The sequence below is a fragment of the Thioalkalivibrio sp. ALJ16 genome (assembly GCF_000377345.1).
In the GTDB taxonomy this organism is placed as follows: Bacteria; Pseudomonadota; Gammaproteobacteria; order Ectothiorhodospirales; family Ectothiorhodospiraceae; genus Thioalkalivibrio.
Genome location: NZ_KB898042.1, coordinates 55335 through 71789 on the forward strand (window position 1 = coordinate 55335; position 16455 = coordinate 71789).

Below are 16455 nucleotides of genomic sequence, written 5' to 3' on the forward strand. Positions count from 1 at the left end.
GTTCTTCCCGCCCGTTTTTGATGGATTGCGGGGCGCAACGCAGGATCGGGCCATATATATTCAGAATCGGGGGGGGCACCAACCCCACAAGCCATTGAAAGCAGGGGCTCGGCCGCCCGTTGTTGATCAAAAACGGGCGCGGGAACGGCGTTGCGGTTCCCTTGTGCAGAGTGACTGCACGGCAGTCACCGCGCCTTGTTCGCACGCAAAAGCGACTCGAGCGCGGACGTGCGATTCAATCAGCGTCTCCTTAACGGTGTTCCTCAGTCGATCCGGATGGTGGTGTAGCCCTGATTCTCGTAGCCCATGATCGACAGGAAGGTGTTGCCGACCAGCTGGACCCCGGGGATCAGGTCCTCCTGGCCGAGATCGAAGCGGCGGGTGGCGATCTGGCAGGCCTCCATGTGGATGCCGTCCAGTTCCATCAGCGCCTGCAGGCGTTCGTGGATGTGTCGCGCGGCCGAGACGTCCTCGATCTCCAGATGGTCGGTGTCGCGGGCAATCAGGGCCGCGGCCCCGCCGCGAAAGGCAAACACCATGTCCGGCTCCAGGCCCTGGCGCTGCATGTCTTCGTAGGTCTCTTGGATGACGCTGAGGCGGGCGATCAGGCGTTCCGGTTCGCCGATGGTGATATCCCACAGGATGCGGCCGGTGTCCATGCCGGCAATGGCGCGCTGGTCCCCGGGTTTTTCGGCCAGGGCCAGTCCCGGCAGCAGGAGGGCACAGCACAGGAGAGAGGCAAGCAGGTTTTTCATGGCGTTGATCCCTTTTCCACAGGTCCTGCTTTGAGAGTAGCAGGAGCGGATTCACTGTGTCGGGACGGGTGGTGGCCGTCGTGGCCACCACCGGTACGGTCGGCCGGGTTTCAGTGGCCGTGATATCCCTTGTGCAGGTATTCGACGCCGTCGAGGCTCTGTAGCTGGATCTCGCGGACCGGGGTGTAGCGCGAGACGCCGGGTCCGACGATCTCTTCGGTCAGACGGATGCGGAATGGAGCCTCGCAGTTCAGGAGCTGACCGACATAGCGCTTGCCCTCGTGGTTGACCCGTACCGGCGAGGTGGTTTCGTAGCGGCTGAAGTTGTAGCTCACGTCCTTGGGATACTGCAGATTCTGTTCGGAAAAGGTCATGGTCGGCCTCTGGTTTTAGGTGTTCTTGATGGCGTCGAAGGCCTCGAGAGCCGCCTGGCGGCTGGCCTTCAGGTCCACGATCGGCGCCGGATAGTTGCGCGCGCCTCCCGCGCCTGGCGCGTGAATATACCGCGTTTCGATGTTCTTTAGGGCGGGCAGAAAGCGGCGCACGAAACGACCTTCCGGGTCGTACTGCTCGCCCTGGCGCTGCGGGTTGAAGACCCGGAAGTAGGGTGCGGCATCGGCGCCGCAGCCCCCGGCCCACTGCCAGCCCAGGGTGTTGGCGGCCAGGTCGGCGTCGACCAGGGTGTCCCAGAACCAGCGCGCGCCGTGATGCCAGTGCAGGCGCAGGTTCTTGGTCAGGAAGGAGCCCACCACCATGCGCAGGCGATTGTGCATCCAGCCTGTTTCCCACAGTTGCGCCATGGCCGCGTCGACCACCGGTACCCCGGTGCGCCCGCGTTGCCAGGAGCCGAGATCGGTCTCGGATTCGCGCCAGGGGAAGGCCTCGAAGCGCGGGTTCAGGGGGCGTTCCGGTGTGTGCGGAAAGTGGTAGAGCACATGATGGGCGAAGTCGCGCCAGCCGAGTTCGCGCACAAAAGCCTCCGCGCCCCCGTGTTCCGTATCCAGCCCGGCCTGCCGCAGGGCGCGCAGGATCTGGCGGGGAGAGATCTCGCCAAAATGCAGGTGGGGTGACAGGCGTGAGGTGCCGTCCCGGTCTGGTCGGTCCCGGGTCCCGCCGTAGTCTCGGGCGGTGTGCTCCAGAAAGCCCTGCAGGCGCTCGTGGGCCGCGACCTCACCGGGTTTCCAGTTGGCGCGCAGGCCGCCGGCCCAGTCGATGCCGGGCAGGAGCTCCAGCTGCTCGATGGTGAGCGACTCCGGCTTGCGTTCAGGAGCCGCTAGCGCGCCGGGCGCGGGCAGCGGGTCCTGATCGATGCCGTGCTGGCGACAGGCCTTCCAGAATGGCGAGAACACCCGGTAGGGGCGTCCCTGTCCGGTCTCGACTTCCCAGGGCTCGAGCAGCAGCGCGGCGTTGAAGCTGTGGACATCGAGGCCGTCGGCGCGCAGGCCGGCCTTGATGTCCTGGTCGCGCAGTACGCAGGCGGGGTCGTAGAGCCGATTCCAGTACACCGCCTCGGCGCCGGTCTCGGCGATCAGGGCGCGCAGGGTGTCCAGGCTGGGACCGGCACGCAGGATCAGCGGGCTACCGGCCTGCTCGAATTCGGCGGCCATCGCCTGCAGGCTATGATGCAGCCACCAGTTGGAGGCGGCGCCCGGCTGCCAAGGGGCCTCTTCTTCCGGCGCATGGATGAACACCGGGATCACCGGTGCGCCGCGAGCGGCCGCCGCGTGCAGTGCCGGTTGGTCGGCCAGGCGCAGGTCGCGCCGAAGCCAGACCAGAGTGGGGCCGGGGTGTGCCATCAGATGCGGTCTCCTTTTGCCAGGCTCTTGCGCAGCTCGCCGGCGCGCTCGCGGATTGCCTGCAGACGTTCGGGGTCCATCTTTTCCAGATGTTTCCACTGCAGCGCGGTACGCGGGTGGCGCGCGAAGCGGTCGCGGTGGCGAGCGAGGAAGTCCCAGTACAGTGTGGTGAAGGGGCAGGCCTTTTTACCCACGGCCGTGCCCGGATCGAACGCACAGTGCTGGCAGTAGTTGCTCATGCGCTGGATGTAGCGGCCGCTGGCGACATAGGGTTTCGAGGCCATACGGCCGCCATCGGCGTATTGCGACATGCCGATCACGTTGGGCAACTCCACCCATTCCACGGCGTCCACGTAGATGCCGAGATACCAGGCGTGGATTGCCGCGGGACGGACCCCGAGCAGTTGTGCAAACAGTCCAGTCACCATCAGCCGCTGGATGTGGTGGGCGTAGCCCAGCCGCAGGGTCTGTCCCACGGCCTGGTGCAGGCACTGCATGGAGGTATCGGCATCCCAGTACAGGGACGGTAGAGGTTCGCGCGCGCCCAGGGCGTTCCACTCGTGCCATTCGCCGCCAAAGTGGAAGTACAGCCCGCGCACGTACTCGCGCCAGCCCAGGATCTGGCGGATGAATCCCTCGGTCGCCGCCAGCGGTGCATCGCCGTCACGCCAGGCCTGTTCCGCGGCGGTGACGACCTCCCGCGGATGGATCAGGTGCAGATTCAGCGCGGCACTGAGGCGGGCATGGTAGAGCCATGGCTGGTCGGTCCACATCGCGTCCTGATAGGTGCCGAAATGCGGCAGGCGATGGGCAATAAAGTCGTCCAGGGCCGCACGCGCCTGCTGCGGGGTTACCGGCCAGTCAAAGGCCTCGTCCTGACCCGGCAGATCCGGGAGGTGGCGCTGGATGTCCTGCTGGCATTCGCGGGTGATGGCGTCCGGCGGAAAGCTCAGGGGTTCCGGCAGCAGGCCGGGGCCTTGGCCCCCGAAGTGGCCGCGGTTGTCGGCGTCGAAATTCCATTGTCCGCCGGCCGGTTCGTCGCCATTCATCAGGATGTCGAGGCGCGCACGCTGCTCGCGGTAGAAGTACTCCATGCGCAGCTGCTTGCGCCCCCGCGCCCATTCCGAGAACGCGGCCAGTGGCACGAGGAAATGCGGGTCCTCGTGGATCTCGAGCGGGGTGCCCCCGGCCCGGCAGGCCGTTTCCAGCAGGCCCTGAACGCGGTGCTCGCCCGGTTGCAGTACGCAGAGCTGGCGCGGTTGCAGACGTTTCAGGTCGGCCTCCAGCGCCGCGTCGAGGGTCGTCTCGGCGTGCTGCCCCAGGCGCCGGTAGTGAACGGTCAGGCCCTGCTCGCGCCGTGCGCGGGCGAAGTGGCGCATCGCGGCCAGAAACAGCGTGGTACGGGCCGTGTGCGACGGAACGTGCTGCGACTCGGCCGCGACCTCGGCCATCCAGAGCGCGTCCTGCTGTGGGTCCAGCTGCGCAAGGACGGGGTGCTGCGGGTCAAGCTGATCCCCGAGTACGACCAGCAGGGTACGCGGGTGCTCGGCTGCGCGCGGGGACGAAGGGCGGGTCACGGCGCCGGATGGCGCTAAGTGGCGAGTTGCCGCGCGAGGCGCTGTGCCGCCTCGAGCGGCGGGCCGGGGAGCACCTCGACCTCGCGTCCATGCGCCATCTGCGATAGCTCCAGCGCGGCAGAACCGGCCAGGAAGCAGGGTGGCCCGGCCTGCTTGAGGATGGACTCGATACGCGGCAGTTCCGGGCTGCGTTTCAGCTGCGACGAACCGTGGATGATCACCGCAGGGGCGTGCAGGCGCTGAACCAGCGTCTCCAGACCTTCGGGGCTGGTGGCGTCGAACAGGGGCAGGGTCTTCAGGCCCTGGCGCGCGCAGGCCAGTTGCAGGAGCAGCCCGCCGACCTGCTGGTGGCCGCCACCGAGCACGAGACAGGGGTAGGTCGGCCCCTCGCAGGCCCGCAGTGCAGCCCGCAGCTGGTCGGCGAAGGCCGCCGTGGCCCAGGCAGCGAAGATGGCGAGCCGGACCTCACCCTCCGCGCTGTGCCGGGATTCCTCGCGCAGGCGACGATAGACCTCGAGAAAGGCACTTTCATGAACGCCGTTCCAGCCGTGACGCATCACCAGACGCGAGTAGCAGCGGTCCAGCTCGCCGACGTCCAGCCCGGCAACGGCCTGGTGCAGGGTTTCGGCGATCGGATCGGTGGTGTGGGGCGCAACGCCCGGACCGGGGCTCCTGCGGCGCGGGGTCTCAGAGGACTCCGCCCGCGCGGCGGGCGGGGGCTCGTCGTTGAGCACGCGGTGGACCTGGGAGACCGGGATCCCCTGATCCAGCAGTTCCAGGATGCGCTTGATGCGGGCAATGTCACCCGAGCTGTAGAGCCGGTGGCCCTTGGGCGTGCGCATCGGGCGAATGAGCCCGTAACGACGCTCCCAGGCGCGCAGGGTTACGTCGTTGATACCCGTCTCCGCACATACATGCCGGATCGGGTAGAGCCCTTCCTGGTCCTGGGGTTCGATATGCGTGGTACTCGCCATGGGTTAATTGTACGACATCTATACAGCTCGTGTACAAGGAGGCCGGATCGAACCCGAATTCCCCGCGATGTTGCGGTCCGGGGATGAACCTTCAGGCCGCCTGCGTCAACCAAGAACCATAGCAATCTTTCCGATCAGGGGCAGGGAGCAGGCATGTTTACGCGAACCGGAACCGCAAACCCGAAGGCCGCGCTGGCGGTTGTGCTGCTGGCCGGCCTGCTGGGCCTGTCCGGCGGGGCCCAGGCCAATCCGGAGATGGCGGACAGCATCTCGCCCTACCTGCGTCTGCACGTGGATGACCCGGTGCAGTGGCGCGCGTGGGACCCGGCCCTGCTCGAGGAGGCCCGCGAGCAGGGCCGCCCCCTGCTGATCTCCAGTGGCTACTACTCCTGCTTCTACTGCCATGTGATGCAGGACGAGAGCTTCCGTGACGAAGGGATTGCCCGGCGCCTGAACGAGCACTTTATCCCGGTGAAGGTGGACCGCGAGGTGGACGGGGCGCTGGATACCTACCTGCTGGAGTTTCAGCGGGCGACAGCGGGGAGCGCCGGCTGGCCGCTGAACGTGGTGGTCACCCCGGACGGGCATGCCCTGACCGGCGTGGTCTATGCCCCGCGGGACGGCTTTGCCGAGTTCCTGGACCGGATCACCGAGCGCCTCGACGCCGACTACGACGCCCTGCTGGATCTGGCCCGTCGTGGCAGCGAGGAGCTCTCGCAGCGTCTGCGCGACGGCGAGGAGCCCCTGTCGGCGGGCCGTGCCGGGCGTCTGCCCCAGGTCCTGTGGAACCGCCTCGAGCGCGAGGCCGACGACCTTGGCGGTGGCTTCGGGCAGTCCACCAAGTTCCCGCATTCGCCCTGGCTGCGGGCCATGCTCGAGGCCGAGCAGGCGGGGACGGCACCGGGCTGGGTCGGCGAGTTTCTGGAGATCACGCTGGAGGAGATGGCGGGATCCGGGCTGCGCGATGTGCTGGGGGGCGGGTTCTTCCGCTACTCCGAATCGCCCGATTGGAACGAGCCCCATTTCGAGGTGATGCTGGAGGATCAGGCCCAGTTGTCCTGGATTTACCTGCAGGCGGGGGCGCACTACGACCGCGATGACTGGATTGCGCTTGGGCTGGAGAACCTGGACTTCGTGAAGCGCGACATGGCCCTGCGCGAGGACGAGCTGGGGGCGTCGGCGGCCCCGTCCGCCACCGGTTTCCGGGGCTTTGCCTCCAGCCTCTCGGCCGTGGATGAAGAGGGACGCGAAGGCGGTGCCTACCTGTGGCCGGAGTCCGATCTGGAGTCGGCCCTGGCCGACCATCCCGACCCCGATCTGGTGCGTGCGGCATTCGGCATGGACGGCCGGGCCGTGTTCGAGCTGGGATACCTGCCACGCAGCGGCGCCGACGTGGACGAGCTGGCCGAGCGCTTCGATCTCGACCCCGACATGGCGCGGGAACAGCTGGAGGCGGGTCGGAGTGCCCTGATCCGTGCCCGTGAGGCACGCGGGCTGCCGCGGGACGAGAAGGTCCTGACCGGTGCGCACGGACTGTTGCTGTCCGCGCTGGCGGTCGCGGCGAAGCATGACGCCCGTTTCCACGCGGCCGGCGAGGCCGTGCGCGACTGGCTGCTGGAGGTCGGCGCCGACGCGGAGGCCCTGCCGGCCCTGATGGGGCTGCCGCAGGAGCAGGCCGGCTCCGCCACGCTGAACGACTATGCCTATGTCGCGCGCGGGCTCTACGACTGGGAAGAGCGCCAGGGCGCGGGCGATTTCGCGCCCGTAGTGGCACTGCTGGAGGTGGTATGGGAGCGTTTCCGTGACGCGGACGGGTTTCGCGCCGAGCCGGAGCCGCCGTTGCCGGGGATGATCTCGCAGCGCTTCCATCCGGCGGTGCATCGCCCGTCGCCGACCACCCTGATCCTGGAGCTGACCGCGGCGCTTGCGGAGGCGGGTGCGGGGCTGGAACAGGTCATGTCGGACGACGACCTGCGGCCGGGCCGCGCCATCGAATCCAGCCCGGAGCAGCACGCCCGCCTGATCCTCTGGCTCGAACAGCGCAATCGCTGACAGCGTTTCGCACCACGGAGCTTACGGAGAAGGTCAAAAGCGGTTAACAGGAAGGCTGGAAGGCAAGAAGAAAATCAATGAAGTAAACGGCGCGAAAAGCAGGTAGAAGCCAATCAACAAGGCTCCTTCCGATCTTCCCTTCTTCCTGTTAGACGCTTTAGATCTTCCAGGCCGTTCAGGTGTCGGAGCGGGCGGTGGCTTCCTTTTCGGCCTTGTGCAGGCGCTGCAGCATGGCCTTCAGGACCTTGGGGTTGCCGGCGACGACGTCGCCGCGGCGCATCACGTCCGGATTGCCGGCCCAGTCACTGACCACGCCCCCGGCCTCCTGTACCAGCAGCAGGCCCGCCGCCATGTCCCAGGGCTGCAGGCCCATCTCCCAGAAGCCGTCGAAGCGTCCGCAGGCCACCCAGGCCAGGTCCAGCGCCGCCGAGCCGGGGCGGCGCACGCCGGCGGTGCCCGGTACCAGGTGGCGCAGGCTGCTCAGGTAGCGTTCCATGTCCTGGCCCTCGCGGAACGGGATGCCGGTGCCGAGCAGGGCACCCCTCAGGTCCTTGCTTTCCGAGACCCGGATGCGACGGCTGTTGAGGAACGCGCCGGCACCACGGGTGGCAGTGAACAGCTCTTCCTTCAGCGGGTCGTAGACCACGGCCTGTTCCAGCCGACCCTTGTGCTTCAGGGCGATGGAGATGCCGTACTGCGGGATCTCGCGCAGGTAGTTGGTGGTCCCGTCCAGCGGATCGATGATCCATACGTAGTCATTGTCGGCGCCGCTCTGCTCGCCACCTTCCTCGGCCATGATGGCGTGGTCGGGGTAGGCCCGGCGCAGGGTCTGGACAATGGTCTGCTCGGCCGCAAGGTCGACATCCGACACCCAGTCGTTGCGGGCCTTCTCGCGGGTATTCATGCGATCCGGCCGGCCCCAGGCGCGGGTGGTGATGCGTCCGGCCTCGCGGGCCGCCGATACCGCCGTGTTCAGCATGGGGTGCATGGGGTGTCTCCTGGTGTTCTGGGGGTGCCGAGCTGAGCGTGCGCACGCCCGCGGGAAGGCCGCGAACAATACACAAGCGGCTCTTTTTTGGGAAGTCGCGACCGCCTCCGTGTACAATTCCGCCGCATTTCGCGGCGCGCGCCGCCGGCACAGCGAGGAGTGGATGGAACAACGTTTGGCACGCCTGCGGGTGGTCCTGGTGGGGACCACCCATCCCGGCAACATCGGTTCCGCCGCTCGGGCAATGAAGGCTATGGGGGTGACGGACCTGGTGCTGGTGGCGCCGGAGAAATTTCCGCATGCCGATGCCACCGCGCTGGCATCCGGTGCCGATGACCTGCTGGCGGCCGCGCGCGTCGTGGACGATCTGGCGGCGGCGCTGGCGGACTGTGTCTGGGTGGTCGGCACCAGCGCGCGTCTGCGCACCCATTCGGTGCCGGTGCTCGGGCCCGATGTGGCTGCGGAGCAGGCATTGACGCACGCGGCCGAGGGCCCGGTCGCGCTGGTGTTCGGTCGCGAGCACAGCGGGCTGACCAATCACGAACTGGATCACTGCAATGCGTTTGTGCAGATCCCGACGGTCGCGAGCTTCTCTTCGCTCAACCTTGCCAGCAGCGTGCAGGTGATGACCTACGCCCTGCGCATGGCCGCGCTCGGCGCCGTGTCGCAGGAGGCCTCGACGGTGCCGGAGGCGCAGGAGCCGCGCGACCCTCCGGCCACCCAGGCGGAACTGGAGGGGTTGTTTGCCCACTTCAAGCAGGCGCTCACCACGATCGATGTGCTTGATCCCGAGAACCCGCGCCACTTGATGCGCCGGTTGCGTCACCTGTATCTGCGGGCCGGGCTCAGCACCAGTGAGGTCCGTATGCTGCGCGGTATATTGACGCACACGGAAAGGGGCCGCTGAGGCGATTTGCGGGGCGCGTGATACCTTAGCGCCAGACTCAGGAATGAGGCCGGACGATGTTTGACAGGATGCGCGAGGACGTACGCTGCGTGTTTGACCGGGACCCGGCGGCGCGCAATGCCTTCGAGGTGCTGACTGCGTACCCCGGTCTGCATGCGTTGTGGTATCACCGCATCGCCCACTGGCTATGGACGCATCGCCTGCGCTGGCTGGCGCGGGTGGTGGGCAACGTCAGCCGCTGGCTGACCGGCATCGAGATCCATCCGGGCGCGACCATCGGGCGGCGGTTCTTTATCGACCATGGCATGGGCGTGGTCATCGGCGAGACCGCTGAGGTCGGCGACGACTGCACGATCTACCATCAGGTCACGCTGGGCGGGACCACCTGGGAGGGCGGCAAGCGCCACCCGACCCTGGGCAACGAGGTCGTGATCGGGGCCGGGGCGAAGCTGCTGGGACCGATCCACATTGGGAACCACGCGCGGATCGGATCCAATGCCGTGGTGCTGAAAGATGTGCCGGCCGACGCCACGGCAGTCGGGATCCCGGCGCGGGTGATCGGGCCGCGGCCGGAGCCTGACCCCCGTTTTCAGCAGATGGCCGACCGCATGGGTTTCGATGCCTACGGGCTGTCGCGCGATATGCCGGACCCGGTCGCAAATGCCATCCATCGCATTGTGCAGCGAGTGCATGACCTGGACGAGCGCATGGAGCGGGCCTGCCAGGCGCTCAAGCGCGCCGGCATCGACCCCGGTGAGGCCCTGGGTGACGACGACTCGGGACCGCTGGAGGCCTGCGATCTGGAGGGGCTGGAGCCGGACGAATGCGAGCTCCCGGCGGCGGCGAAGTCAGAACAAGAACGTAAACAGCAGGGGAATACTTGATCGTTTTTGTCGGGTATTGCTAAGCTTGTTTGCAAATGACCGACAAGCGCACTCAACTATGAAATTGACGACCAAAGGCCGCTACGCCGTGACCGCGATGCTGGACGTGGCAATGCATACCCGCAACGGGCCGGTTTCCCTGGCCGAGGTGGCGCGACGCCAGAAGCTGTCGCTGTCCTATCTCGAGCAGCTTTTTTCGAGGCTGCGCCGCAAGGGCCTGGTGAAAAGCAGTCGCGGCCCGGGCGGGGGTTACGCCCTCAGCGGCGACCCCGAAGGCATCAGTGTCGCCGATATCATCGTGGCGGTGGATGAGCCGGTGGACGTGACCCGCTGCGGCGGCAAGGCCAACTGCAACTCGGATTCGCGCTGCCTGACGCATGACCTCTGGACCGATCTGAGTGAGCAGGTCTATGACTTCCTCAGCACCCGTTCGCTGGCGGATGTGCTGCAGCGTCACCACGAACAAATTGAAAAAGACGGTGTGCAGGAGGTCGTGCTGCACGGCGCCTCCCTGCAGGCCGCAACCGAACAAAGCCATGCGCCCGCGAAGGCGGCCGCCGAAAGGAGCTGAGACGCAATGAGTGACCTGAAACTGCCCATCTACCTGGACTACTCCGCGACCACGCCGGTGGACGAGCGTGTGGCCGAGAAGATGACGGCCTGCCTGACCAAGGATGGCCTGTTCGGCAACCCGGCCTCACGCAGCCACAGCTTCGGTTGGGGCGCGGAAAAGGCCGTCGAGAACGCCCGCGAGCAGGTAGCCGCTGCGGTCGGGGCGGACGCCAAGGAGATCGTTTGGACCTCCGGCGCGACCGAGTCCAACAACCTGGCGATCAAGGGTGCGGCGCACTTCTACCAGCGCAAGGGCAAGCACATCATCACGGTCAAGACCGAACACAAGGCCGTGCTGGATACCGCGCGCCAGCTGGAGCGTGAGGGCTACGAAGTCACCTACCTGGGCGTGAAGGACAACGGCCTGGTGGACCTGCAGGAGCTCCAGGACGCGATGCGTGACGACACTATCGTGGTGTCCGTGATGCACGTAAACAACGAAATTGGCGTGATCCAGGACATCGAGGCGATTGGCAACCTCTGTCGCGAGCGCGGGATCGTGTTCCATGTGGACTCGGCGCAGTCGGTCGGCAAGGTCGCAATCGATCTGTCCAGCCTCCCGGTGGACCTGATGAGCTTTTCCGCGCACAAGGCCTACGGGCCGAAGGGCATCGGTGCCCTGTTCGTGCGCCGCAAGCCGCGGGTGCGTATCGAGGCGCAGATGCACGGCGGTGGCCACGAGCGCGGCATGCGCTCCGGCACGCTGGCGACCCATCAGATCGTCGGCATGGGCGAGGCCTTCCGCATTGCCAGCGCCGAAATGGGCACCGAACTCGAGCGCATCCGTATGCTGCGTGACCGCCTGTGGGCGGGCCTCGACGGCATGGAAGAGGTCTACCTGAATGGCGACGCCGAACAGCGGGTCGCGCACAACCTGAATGTGTCGTTCAACTTCGTCGAGGGCGAGAGCCTGATCATGGCGCTGCGTGATATCGCCGTGTCCTCCGGCTCGGCCTGCACCTCGGCGAGCCTGGAGCCGTCCTACGTGCTGCGCGCACTGGGGCGCGACGACGAGCTGGCACACAGCTCGATCCGCTTCTCCATCGGTCGTTACACGACCGTGGAGGAGGTCGACCACACGGTCGAGATCGTTCGCGCCGCGGTCGCCAAGCTGCGCGAACTCTCCCCGCTGTGGGAGATGTATCAGGACGGCATCGATCTGAGCACCGTCGAGTGGGCGGCCCACTAGGGCACCGGCTCGGCACTACGAACCCAACGCGTACCACGCAACAGGAGAACGGTCATGGCTTACAGTGACAAGGTTCTGGACCACTACGAAAATCCACGCAACGTCGGCAGCTTCGACAAGAACGACGACTCGGTCGGCACCGGCATGGTCGGCGCCCCGGCCTGCGGCGACGTGATGAAACTGCAGATCAAGGTCAACGACGACGGCGTGATCGAAGACGCCAAGTTCAAGACCTACGGCTGTGGCTCCGCCATCGCCTCCAGCTCGCTGCTCACCGAGTGGGTGCGCGGCAAGACCCTGGAAGAGGCGAGCCAGATCAAGAACACCCAGATCGCCGAAGAACTGGCTCTGCCGCCGGTGAAGATCCACTGCTCCGTGCTGGCCGAGGACGCGATCAAGGCCGCCATCTCCAACTATCAGGAGCGGCACGGTCAGGCTGAGCAGGCCGCAAAGAAGACCGCTTGAGGTTTCAATGGCGATTACACTGACCGAACCTGCGGCCGAGCGCATCCACAACTACCTCGACAAACGGGGCAAGGGAGTGGGTGTGCGCCTTGGGGTCAAGACGACCGGCTGCTCGGGCATGGCCTACGTGGTCGAGTTTGCCGACGCGGTCGAGGACGCCGATACGGTGTTCGAGGATCGCGGCATCAAGCTGATCGTCAACCCGAAATCGCTGGTCTATCTGGACGGGACCGAACTGGACTTCGGCAAGGAAGGCCTGAACGAGGGGTTCAAGTTCAACAACCCGAACGAGAAGGCCCGGTGCGGCTGCGGTGAAAGCTTCAGCATCTGAGTGAGCATCGCGTCCGGGGTGGTGTATGGCGGCCGTTTGCCGGTTGTCGTCCCACCCCTTTTCTTTTGTCGCCTGCCCGCCCAGCGGGAAGGCCAAGCGGGAATGTAATGACCGATCCATACGAACAGTTCGATCTGCCGCTGGCCTTCGAGCTGGACCAGCAGCAGCTCGAAGAGCGCTTCCGGCGCCTGCAGGCAGAGCTGCACCCGGACCGCTTTGTGCGCCAGGGCGATCAGGCTCGGCGCATGGCGGCGGCGGTGGCGGCCGACGTGAACGAGGCCTATGCGATCCTGGCGGACGACTATCGCCGCGCCCTGCACCTGCTGGAGCGGGCGGGGATCGGGTTCGATCCGGAACGCGATACCAGCCAGAACATGGCATTCATCGAGGCGCAGATCGAGTGGCGCGAGCGGCTGCAGGAGGCCGAGGCCAGCGGCGACGCAGAGGCCCTGCAGGCAGCCGGCGAGGAGCTGGAGCAGGCGCGGGTCGAGGCACGAGCGCAGGTGGCCGCGGCGCTGGCCGATCCTGCAGCTCCGACGGCCGGAGCCAAGGACCGCGTGCTGGAGCTGCGTTTCTTCGACCGCCTGCTGGACGAACTGAGACGGACCCGACAGAGCCTGGCCCGGCCCGCCGCCACAAGAGGAATGGAGTAGTCGATGGCGTTATTGCAGATCACCGAACCCGGGGCCGAGTCGGCCCCGCACCAGCGCCACCTGGCGGCAGGGATTGACCTCGGGACCACGCATTCCCTGGTGGCCACCGTGCGCAGCGGCGAGGCCGATACCCTGCCGGACGCGCAGGGCCGGCATATCCTGCCGTCGATCGTTCACTACGGCGCGGATGCCGTGACCGTCGGCCATGCCGCCGCCGAGCACGCGGCGGATGATCCGCACAACACCATCGCCTCGGTAAAGCGCCTGATCGGCCGCGGGGCAGCGGATGTGGCTACCCTGTCGGGCGAGCTGCCGTTCCGGCTGAAGACCGGGGACTCGAACGTCCCCCGGATCGAGACCGCGGCCGGGGACAAGACGGCGGTGGAGGTTTCGGCGGCGATCCTGGATACGCTGCGCGAACGCGCCGAGGCCACTCTGGGGGACAGCCTCGAAGGTGTGGTGATCACGGTGCCGGCGTATTTCGATGACGCCCAGCGCCAGGCGACGCGCGATGCGGCGCAGCTGGCGGGCCTGAACGTGTTCCGCCTGATCAGCGAGCCGACTGCGGCCGCGGTGGCCTATGGCCTGGATCAGGGCGAGGAAAGCACGATCGCGGTGTACGACCTCGGCGGCGGAACGTTCGATATCTCCATCCTGCAGCTGCGCAAGGGGGTGTTCGAGGTGCTGGCTACCGGCGGCGACTCCGCGCTGGGCGGCGACGATATCGACCGCGCAATTGCGGACTGGCTGCTGAACGAGGCCGGCATGGCGGGGGAGAGCGATCCTCAGCGCCTGCGGCGGGTGCTGCTGACCGCGCGGCGCGCCAAGGAGGCCCTGACCGACGCCGAGAGCACGCCGGTCGAGGTGCTGCGGGCGGATGGCAGCACCTGGAATGGCAGCCTGGACCGGGCCACCCTGGTCGAGCTGGCGCGCCCGCTGCTGCAGCGCACGATGGAAGCCTGCGGGCAGGTGCTGGAAGACGCGGGCCTGGCCAGCGATGCGATCGACGAGGTCGTGCTGGTCGGGGGCTCCACGCGCATGCCGGCGGTACGCGAGGCGGTGGAGCAGTTCTTTGGCCGCGCGCCGCACGCCGGGATCGATCCCGACCGCGTGGTGGCGATCGGCGCCGCCCAGCAGGCGGACATCCTGGCCGGCAACAAGCCGGATACCGAGCTCCTGCTGCTGGACGTGATCCCGCTGTCGCTGGGGCTGGAGACGATGGGGGGGCTGGTCGAGTTCATCATCCCCCGCAACACCACGATCCCGGCGACCCGCGCGCAGGACTTCACCACCTTCAAGGACGGCCAGACCGCGATGTCGCTGCACGTGGTGCAGGGCGAGCGCGATGTGGTCGATGCCAACCGCTCGCTGGCCCGGTTTACCCTGTCCGGTATCCCGCCGATGGTGGCCGGGGCGGCGCGCATCCGCGTGACCTTCCAGGTCGATGCCGACGGGCTGCTGAACGTGACCGCCCGCGAGCAGACCCAGGGCGTGGAGGCGCATATTGAGGTCAAGCCGAGCTACGGCCTGACCGACAGCGAGATCGAGCAGATGCTGCGCGATTCCGCCTCCTCTGCGCGCGAGGACATGGAGGCGCGGCGCCTGCGCGAGCAGCAGGTCGAGGCCGACCGCGTGCTCGAGGCGCTGGATGCCGCGCTGGAGACGGACGGTGATCGCTACCTCGAGCCCGCGGAGCGCCAGACCATCGAGCAGGCGCGCGACACGCTGCGCGCCGAACGCGAGAAGGGCGCCGACCCCGACGCCATCGAGGCCGCGCGCAAGCGCGTGGAACAGGCCTCCGAGGCCTTTGTCGCACGGCGCATGAATGACAGCATCCGGCGCGCGCTCGCCGGACACAACGTTAGCGAATACGACGCAGGGAACTGAAAACATGCCCCAGGTAATCTTTCTGCCCCACGAGGAAATCTGCCCGGAGGGGGCCTCCATCGAGGCCGAACCGGGCATCAGCATCTGCGATCTCGCCCTGAAAAACGGGATCGAGATCGAGCATGCCTGCGAGAAGTCCTGCGCCTGCACGACTTGTCACGTCTATGTGCGCGAGGGGCTGGAAAGCCTCGCCGAGGCGACCGAGGACGAGGAAGACATGCTGGACAAGGCCTGGGGGCTGGAGCCGGATTCCCGACTCTCCTGTCAGGCACTGGTGGCCGACACCGATCTGGTCGTAGAGCTGCCGAAGTACACTATCAACCAGGTCTCCGAGAACCACTGAGGGCATGGCGATGAAGTGGACCGATACCCAGGAAATCGCGATCCAGCTGGCGGACGAGCACCCGGACGTGGACCCGCGCAACATCAACTTCGTGGACCTGCGCCAGTGGGTCATGGAACTGCCGGAATTCGACGACGACCCCAACCGCTCCGGCGAGCGCATCCTGGAGGCGATCCAGGCCGCCTGGATGGACGAGGCCGACATCGACGACTGACGACGAGCCAAGCCTGGTTTCGCATCAGCGCCCTAAAGGTCAAGAGCGGTTCACAGGAAGGTTTGAAGACAGGAAGAATTCAACTGAGGTCCGCCCCGGCAAGAACCACCCGATGGCCACACATCATGATTCCTTCCAGTCTTCCCATCTTCCTGTGAACCGCTTTTGATCTTCGGAACGACGCTGGCGGTGCACTAAGGTCTTGGCGCGGTCGATTGCCGTGGGCGTGGGAGGTCGATAAACTACGCGACGCACGTTGTGTCCGCGTCGTTTTGCGTTGGGAACCCGCCGTACGGCGGGTTCTCGCGTTTGTAGCGGGGCGCGACCATCGCCCGATTCAATCCAAGTAGCAGGAGAGCCGTCCCATGGCCGTAGAACGCACCCTTTCCATCATCAAGCCCGACGCCGTTGCCAAGAACGCCATCGGCGACATCATCGGCCGCTTCGAAAAGGCCGGCCTGAAGGTCGTCGGCGCGCGCATGATGCACCTGAGCCGCGAGCAGGCCGAAGGCTTCTACGACGTGCACAAGGAGCGCCCGTTCTTCAATGACCTGGTCGAGTTCATGATCTCCGGTCCGGTGCTGGTGCAGGTCCTGGAAGGCGAGGGCGCCATTGCCAAGAACCGCGACATCATGGGCGCGACCAACCCGAAGGAAGCGGCCCCGGGCACCATCCGTGCCGATTTCGCGGTCTCCATCGACGAGAATGCCGTGCACGGTTCCGATGCCCCGGAAACCGCCGAGCGCGAGATCGCCTTCTTCTTCGGCGACGACGGCGTCTGCCCGCGCACCCGGTAACACGCGCCGGGTTGCTGCCTGTATGCACTAC

Annotated in this window: 18 protein-coding genes; 12 read left to right on the forward strand and 6 right to left on the reverse strand. The window is 66.7% G+C overall.

The genetic code is table 11. From position 1 onward, the window contains the following. Nucleotides 1-263 precede the first annotated feature (263 nt). The 5 genes from D000_RS0107130 to D000_RS0107150 all read right to left on the reverse strand — a co-directional run bounded on the left by D000_RS0107130 (nt 264) and on the right by D000_RS0107150 (nt 5102). The gene (locus D000_RS0107130; RefSeq protein WP_018872847.1) at nt 264-755 is read right to left on the reverse strand and encodes a DsrE family protein; all 492 of its coding nucleotides are present in this window, start codon (nt 753-755) and stop codon (nt 264-266) included. A 110-nt stretch (nt 756-865) separates the two neighbouring features. Continuing rightward, nucleotides 866-1129 carry a hypothetical protein gene (locus D000_RS0107135; protein WP_018872848.1) on the reverse strand — a complete coding sequence of 88 codons (264 nt, stop codon included), beginning with the start codon at nt 1127-1129 and terminating at the stop codon, nt 866-868. A 15-nt stretch (nt 1130-1144) separates the two neighbouring features. After that, complete coding sequence (locus D000_RS0107140; RefSeq protein WP_018872849.1) at nt 1145-2551, reverse strand: deoxyribodipyrimidine photo-lyase; 1407 nt, start codon at nt 2549-2551, stop codon at nt 1145-1147. Further along, nucleotides 2551-4128, reverse strand: coding sequence for a cryptochrome/photolyase family protein (locus D000_RS0107145; RefSeq protein ID WP_018872850.1), 1578 nt, complete (start codon nt 4126-4128; stop codon nt 2551-2553). Before D000_RS0107145 ends, D000_RS0107140 begins: the two co-directional genes overlap by 1 nt. Nucleotides 4129-4142: 14 nt before the next feature. Then, on the reverse strand, nt 4143-5102 hold the full coding sequence (locus tag D000_RS0107150; protein ID WP_018872851.1) for a MerR family transcriptional regulator: 960 nt from the start codon (nt 5100-5102) through the stop codon (nt 4143-4145). 153 nt (nt 5103-5255) lie between these two features. On the opposite strand from D000_RS0107150, the gene D000_RS0107155 reads away from it, so the two are divergent. Further along, a complete protein-coding gene (locus tag D000_RS0107155; RefSeq protein WP_018872852.1) occupies nt 5256-7154 on the forward strand; it encodes a thioredoxin domain-containing protein in 1899 nt (632 codons plus the stop codon). Nucleotides 7155-7329: 175 nt separating this feature from the next. On the opposite strand, the gene D000_RS0107160 is transcribed toward D000_RS0107155, so the two are convergent. Next, nucleotides 7330-8142: an inositol monophosphatase family protein gene (locus D000_RS0107160; RefSeq protein WP_018872853.1), complete on the reverse strand. Its 813-nt coding sequence runs from the start codon at nt 8140-8142 to the stop codon at nt 7330-7332. 163 nt (nt 8143-8305) lie between these two features. Here D000_RS0107160 and D000_RS0107165 point away from each other — a divergent pair, with 163 nt between their 5' ends. The 11 genes from D000_RS0107165 (at nt 8306) to ndk (ending at nt 16424) form a co-directional block, all read left to right on the forward strand. Beyond that, complete coding sequence (locus D000_RS0107165; protein ID WP_026279827.1) at nt 8306-9049, forward strand: RNA methyltransferase; 744 nt, start codon at nt 8306-8308, stop codon at nt 9047-9049. Nucleotides 9050-9105: 56 nt separating this feature from the next. Further along, the gene (gene cysE / locus D000_RS0107170; protein WP_196800597.1) at nt 9106-9933 is read left to right on the forward strand and encodes a serine O-acetyltransferase; all 828 of its coding nucleotides are present in this window, start codon (nt 9106-9108) and stop codon (nt 9931-9933) included. 58 nt (nt 9934-9991) lie between these two features. After that, a complete protein-coding gene (locus D000_RS0107175; protein ID WP_018872856.1) occupies nt 9992-10504 on the forward strand; it encodes an Rrf2 family transcriptional regulator in 513 nt (170 codons plus the stop codon). A 6-nt stretch (nt 10505-10510) separates the two neighbouring features. After that, entirely contained in the window at nt 10511-11734 is a 1224-nt protein-coding gene (locus D000_RS0107180; protein ID WP_018872857.1) for an IscS subfamily cysteine desulfurase, read from the forward strand. 54 nt (nt 11735-11788) lie between these two features. Further along, a complete protein-coding gene (iscU, locus tag D000_RS0107185) occupies nt 11789-12199 on the forward strand; it encodes a Fe-S cluster assembly scaffold IscU (protein WP_018872858.1) in 411 nt (136 codons plus the stop codon). 7 nt (nt 12200-12206) lie between these two features. Continuing rightward, on the forward strand, nt 12207-12530 hold the full coding sequence (iscA, locus tag D000_RS0107190; protein ID WP_018872859.1) for an iron-sulfur cluster assembly protein IscA: 324 nt from the start codon (nt 12207-12209) through the stop codon (nt 12528-12530). A gap of 107 nt (nt 12531-12637) precedes the next feature. Further along, entirely contained in the window at nt 12638-13183 is a 546-nt protein-coding gene (hscB, locus tag D000_RS0107195) for a Fe-S protein assembly co-chaperone HscB (protein ID WP_018872860.1), read from the forward strand. 3 nt (nt 13184-13186) lie between these two features. Next, entirely contained in the window at nt 13187-15070 is a 1884-nt protein-coding gene (gene hscA, locus D000_RS0107200; RefSeq protein WP_018872861.1) for a Fe-S protein assembly chaperone HscA, read from the forward strand. A 4-nt stretch (nt 15071-15074) separates the two neighbouring features. Next, on the forward strand, nt 15075-15413 hold the full coding sequence (gene fdx, locus D000_RS0107205) for an ISC system 2Fe-2S type ferredoxin (RefSeq protein WP_018872862.1): 339 nt from the start codon (nt 15075-15077) through the stop codon (nt 15411-15413). Nucleotides 15414-15423: 10 nt separating this feature from the next. Then, nucleotides 15424-15627, forward strand: coding sequence for a Fe-S cluster assembly protein IscX (iscX, locus tag D000_RS0107210; RefSeq protein WP_018872863.1), 204 nt, complete (start codon nt 15424-15426; stop codon nt 15625-15627). 365 nt (nt 15628-15992) lie between these two features. Next, nucleotides 15993-16424 (forward strand): nucleoside-diphosphate kinase, encoded by a 432-nt coding sequence (ndk, locus tag D000_RS0107215; protein ID WP_018872864.1) that lies wholly within the window; start codon nt 15993-15995, stop codon nt 16422-16424. The last annotated feature ends 31 nt before the right edge of the window (nt 16425-16455 follow it).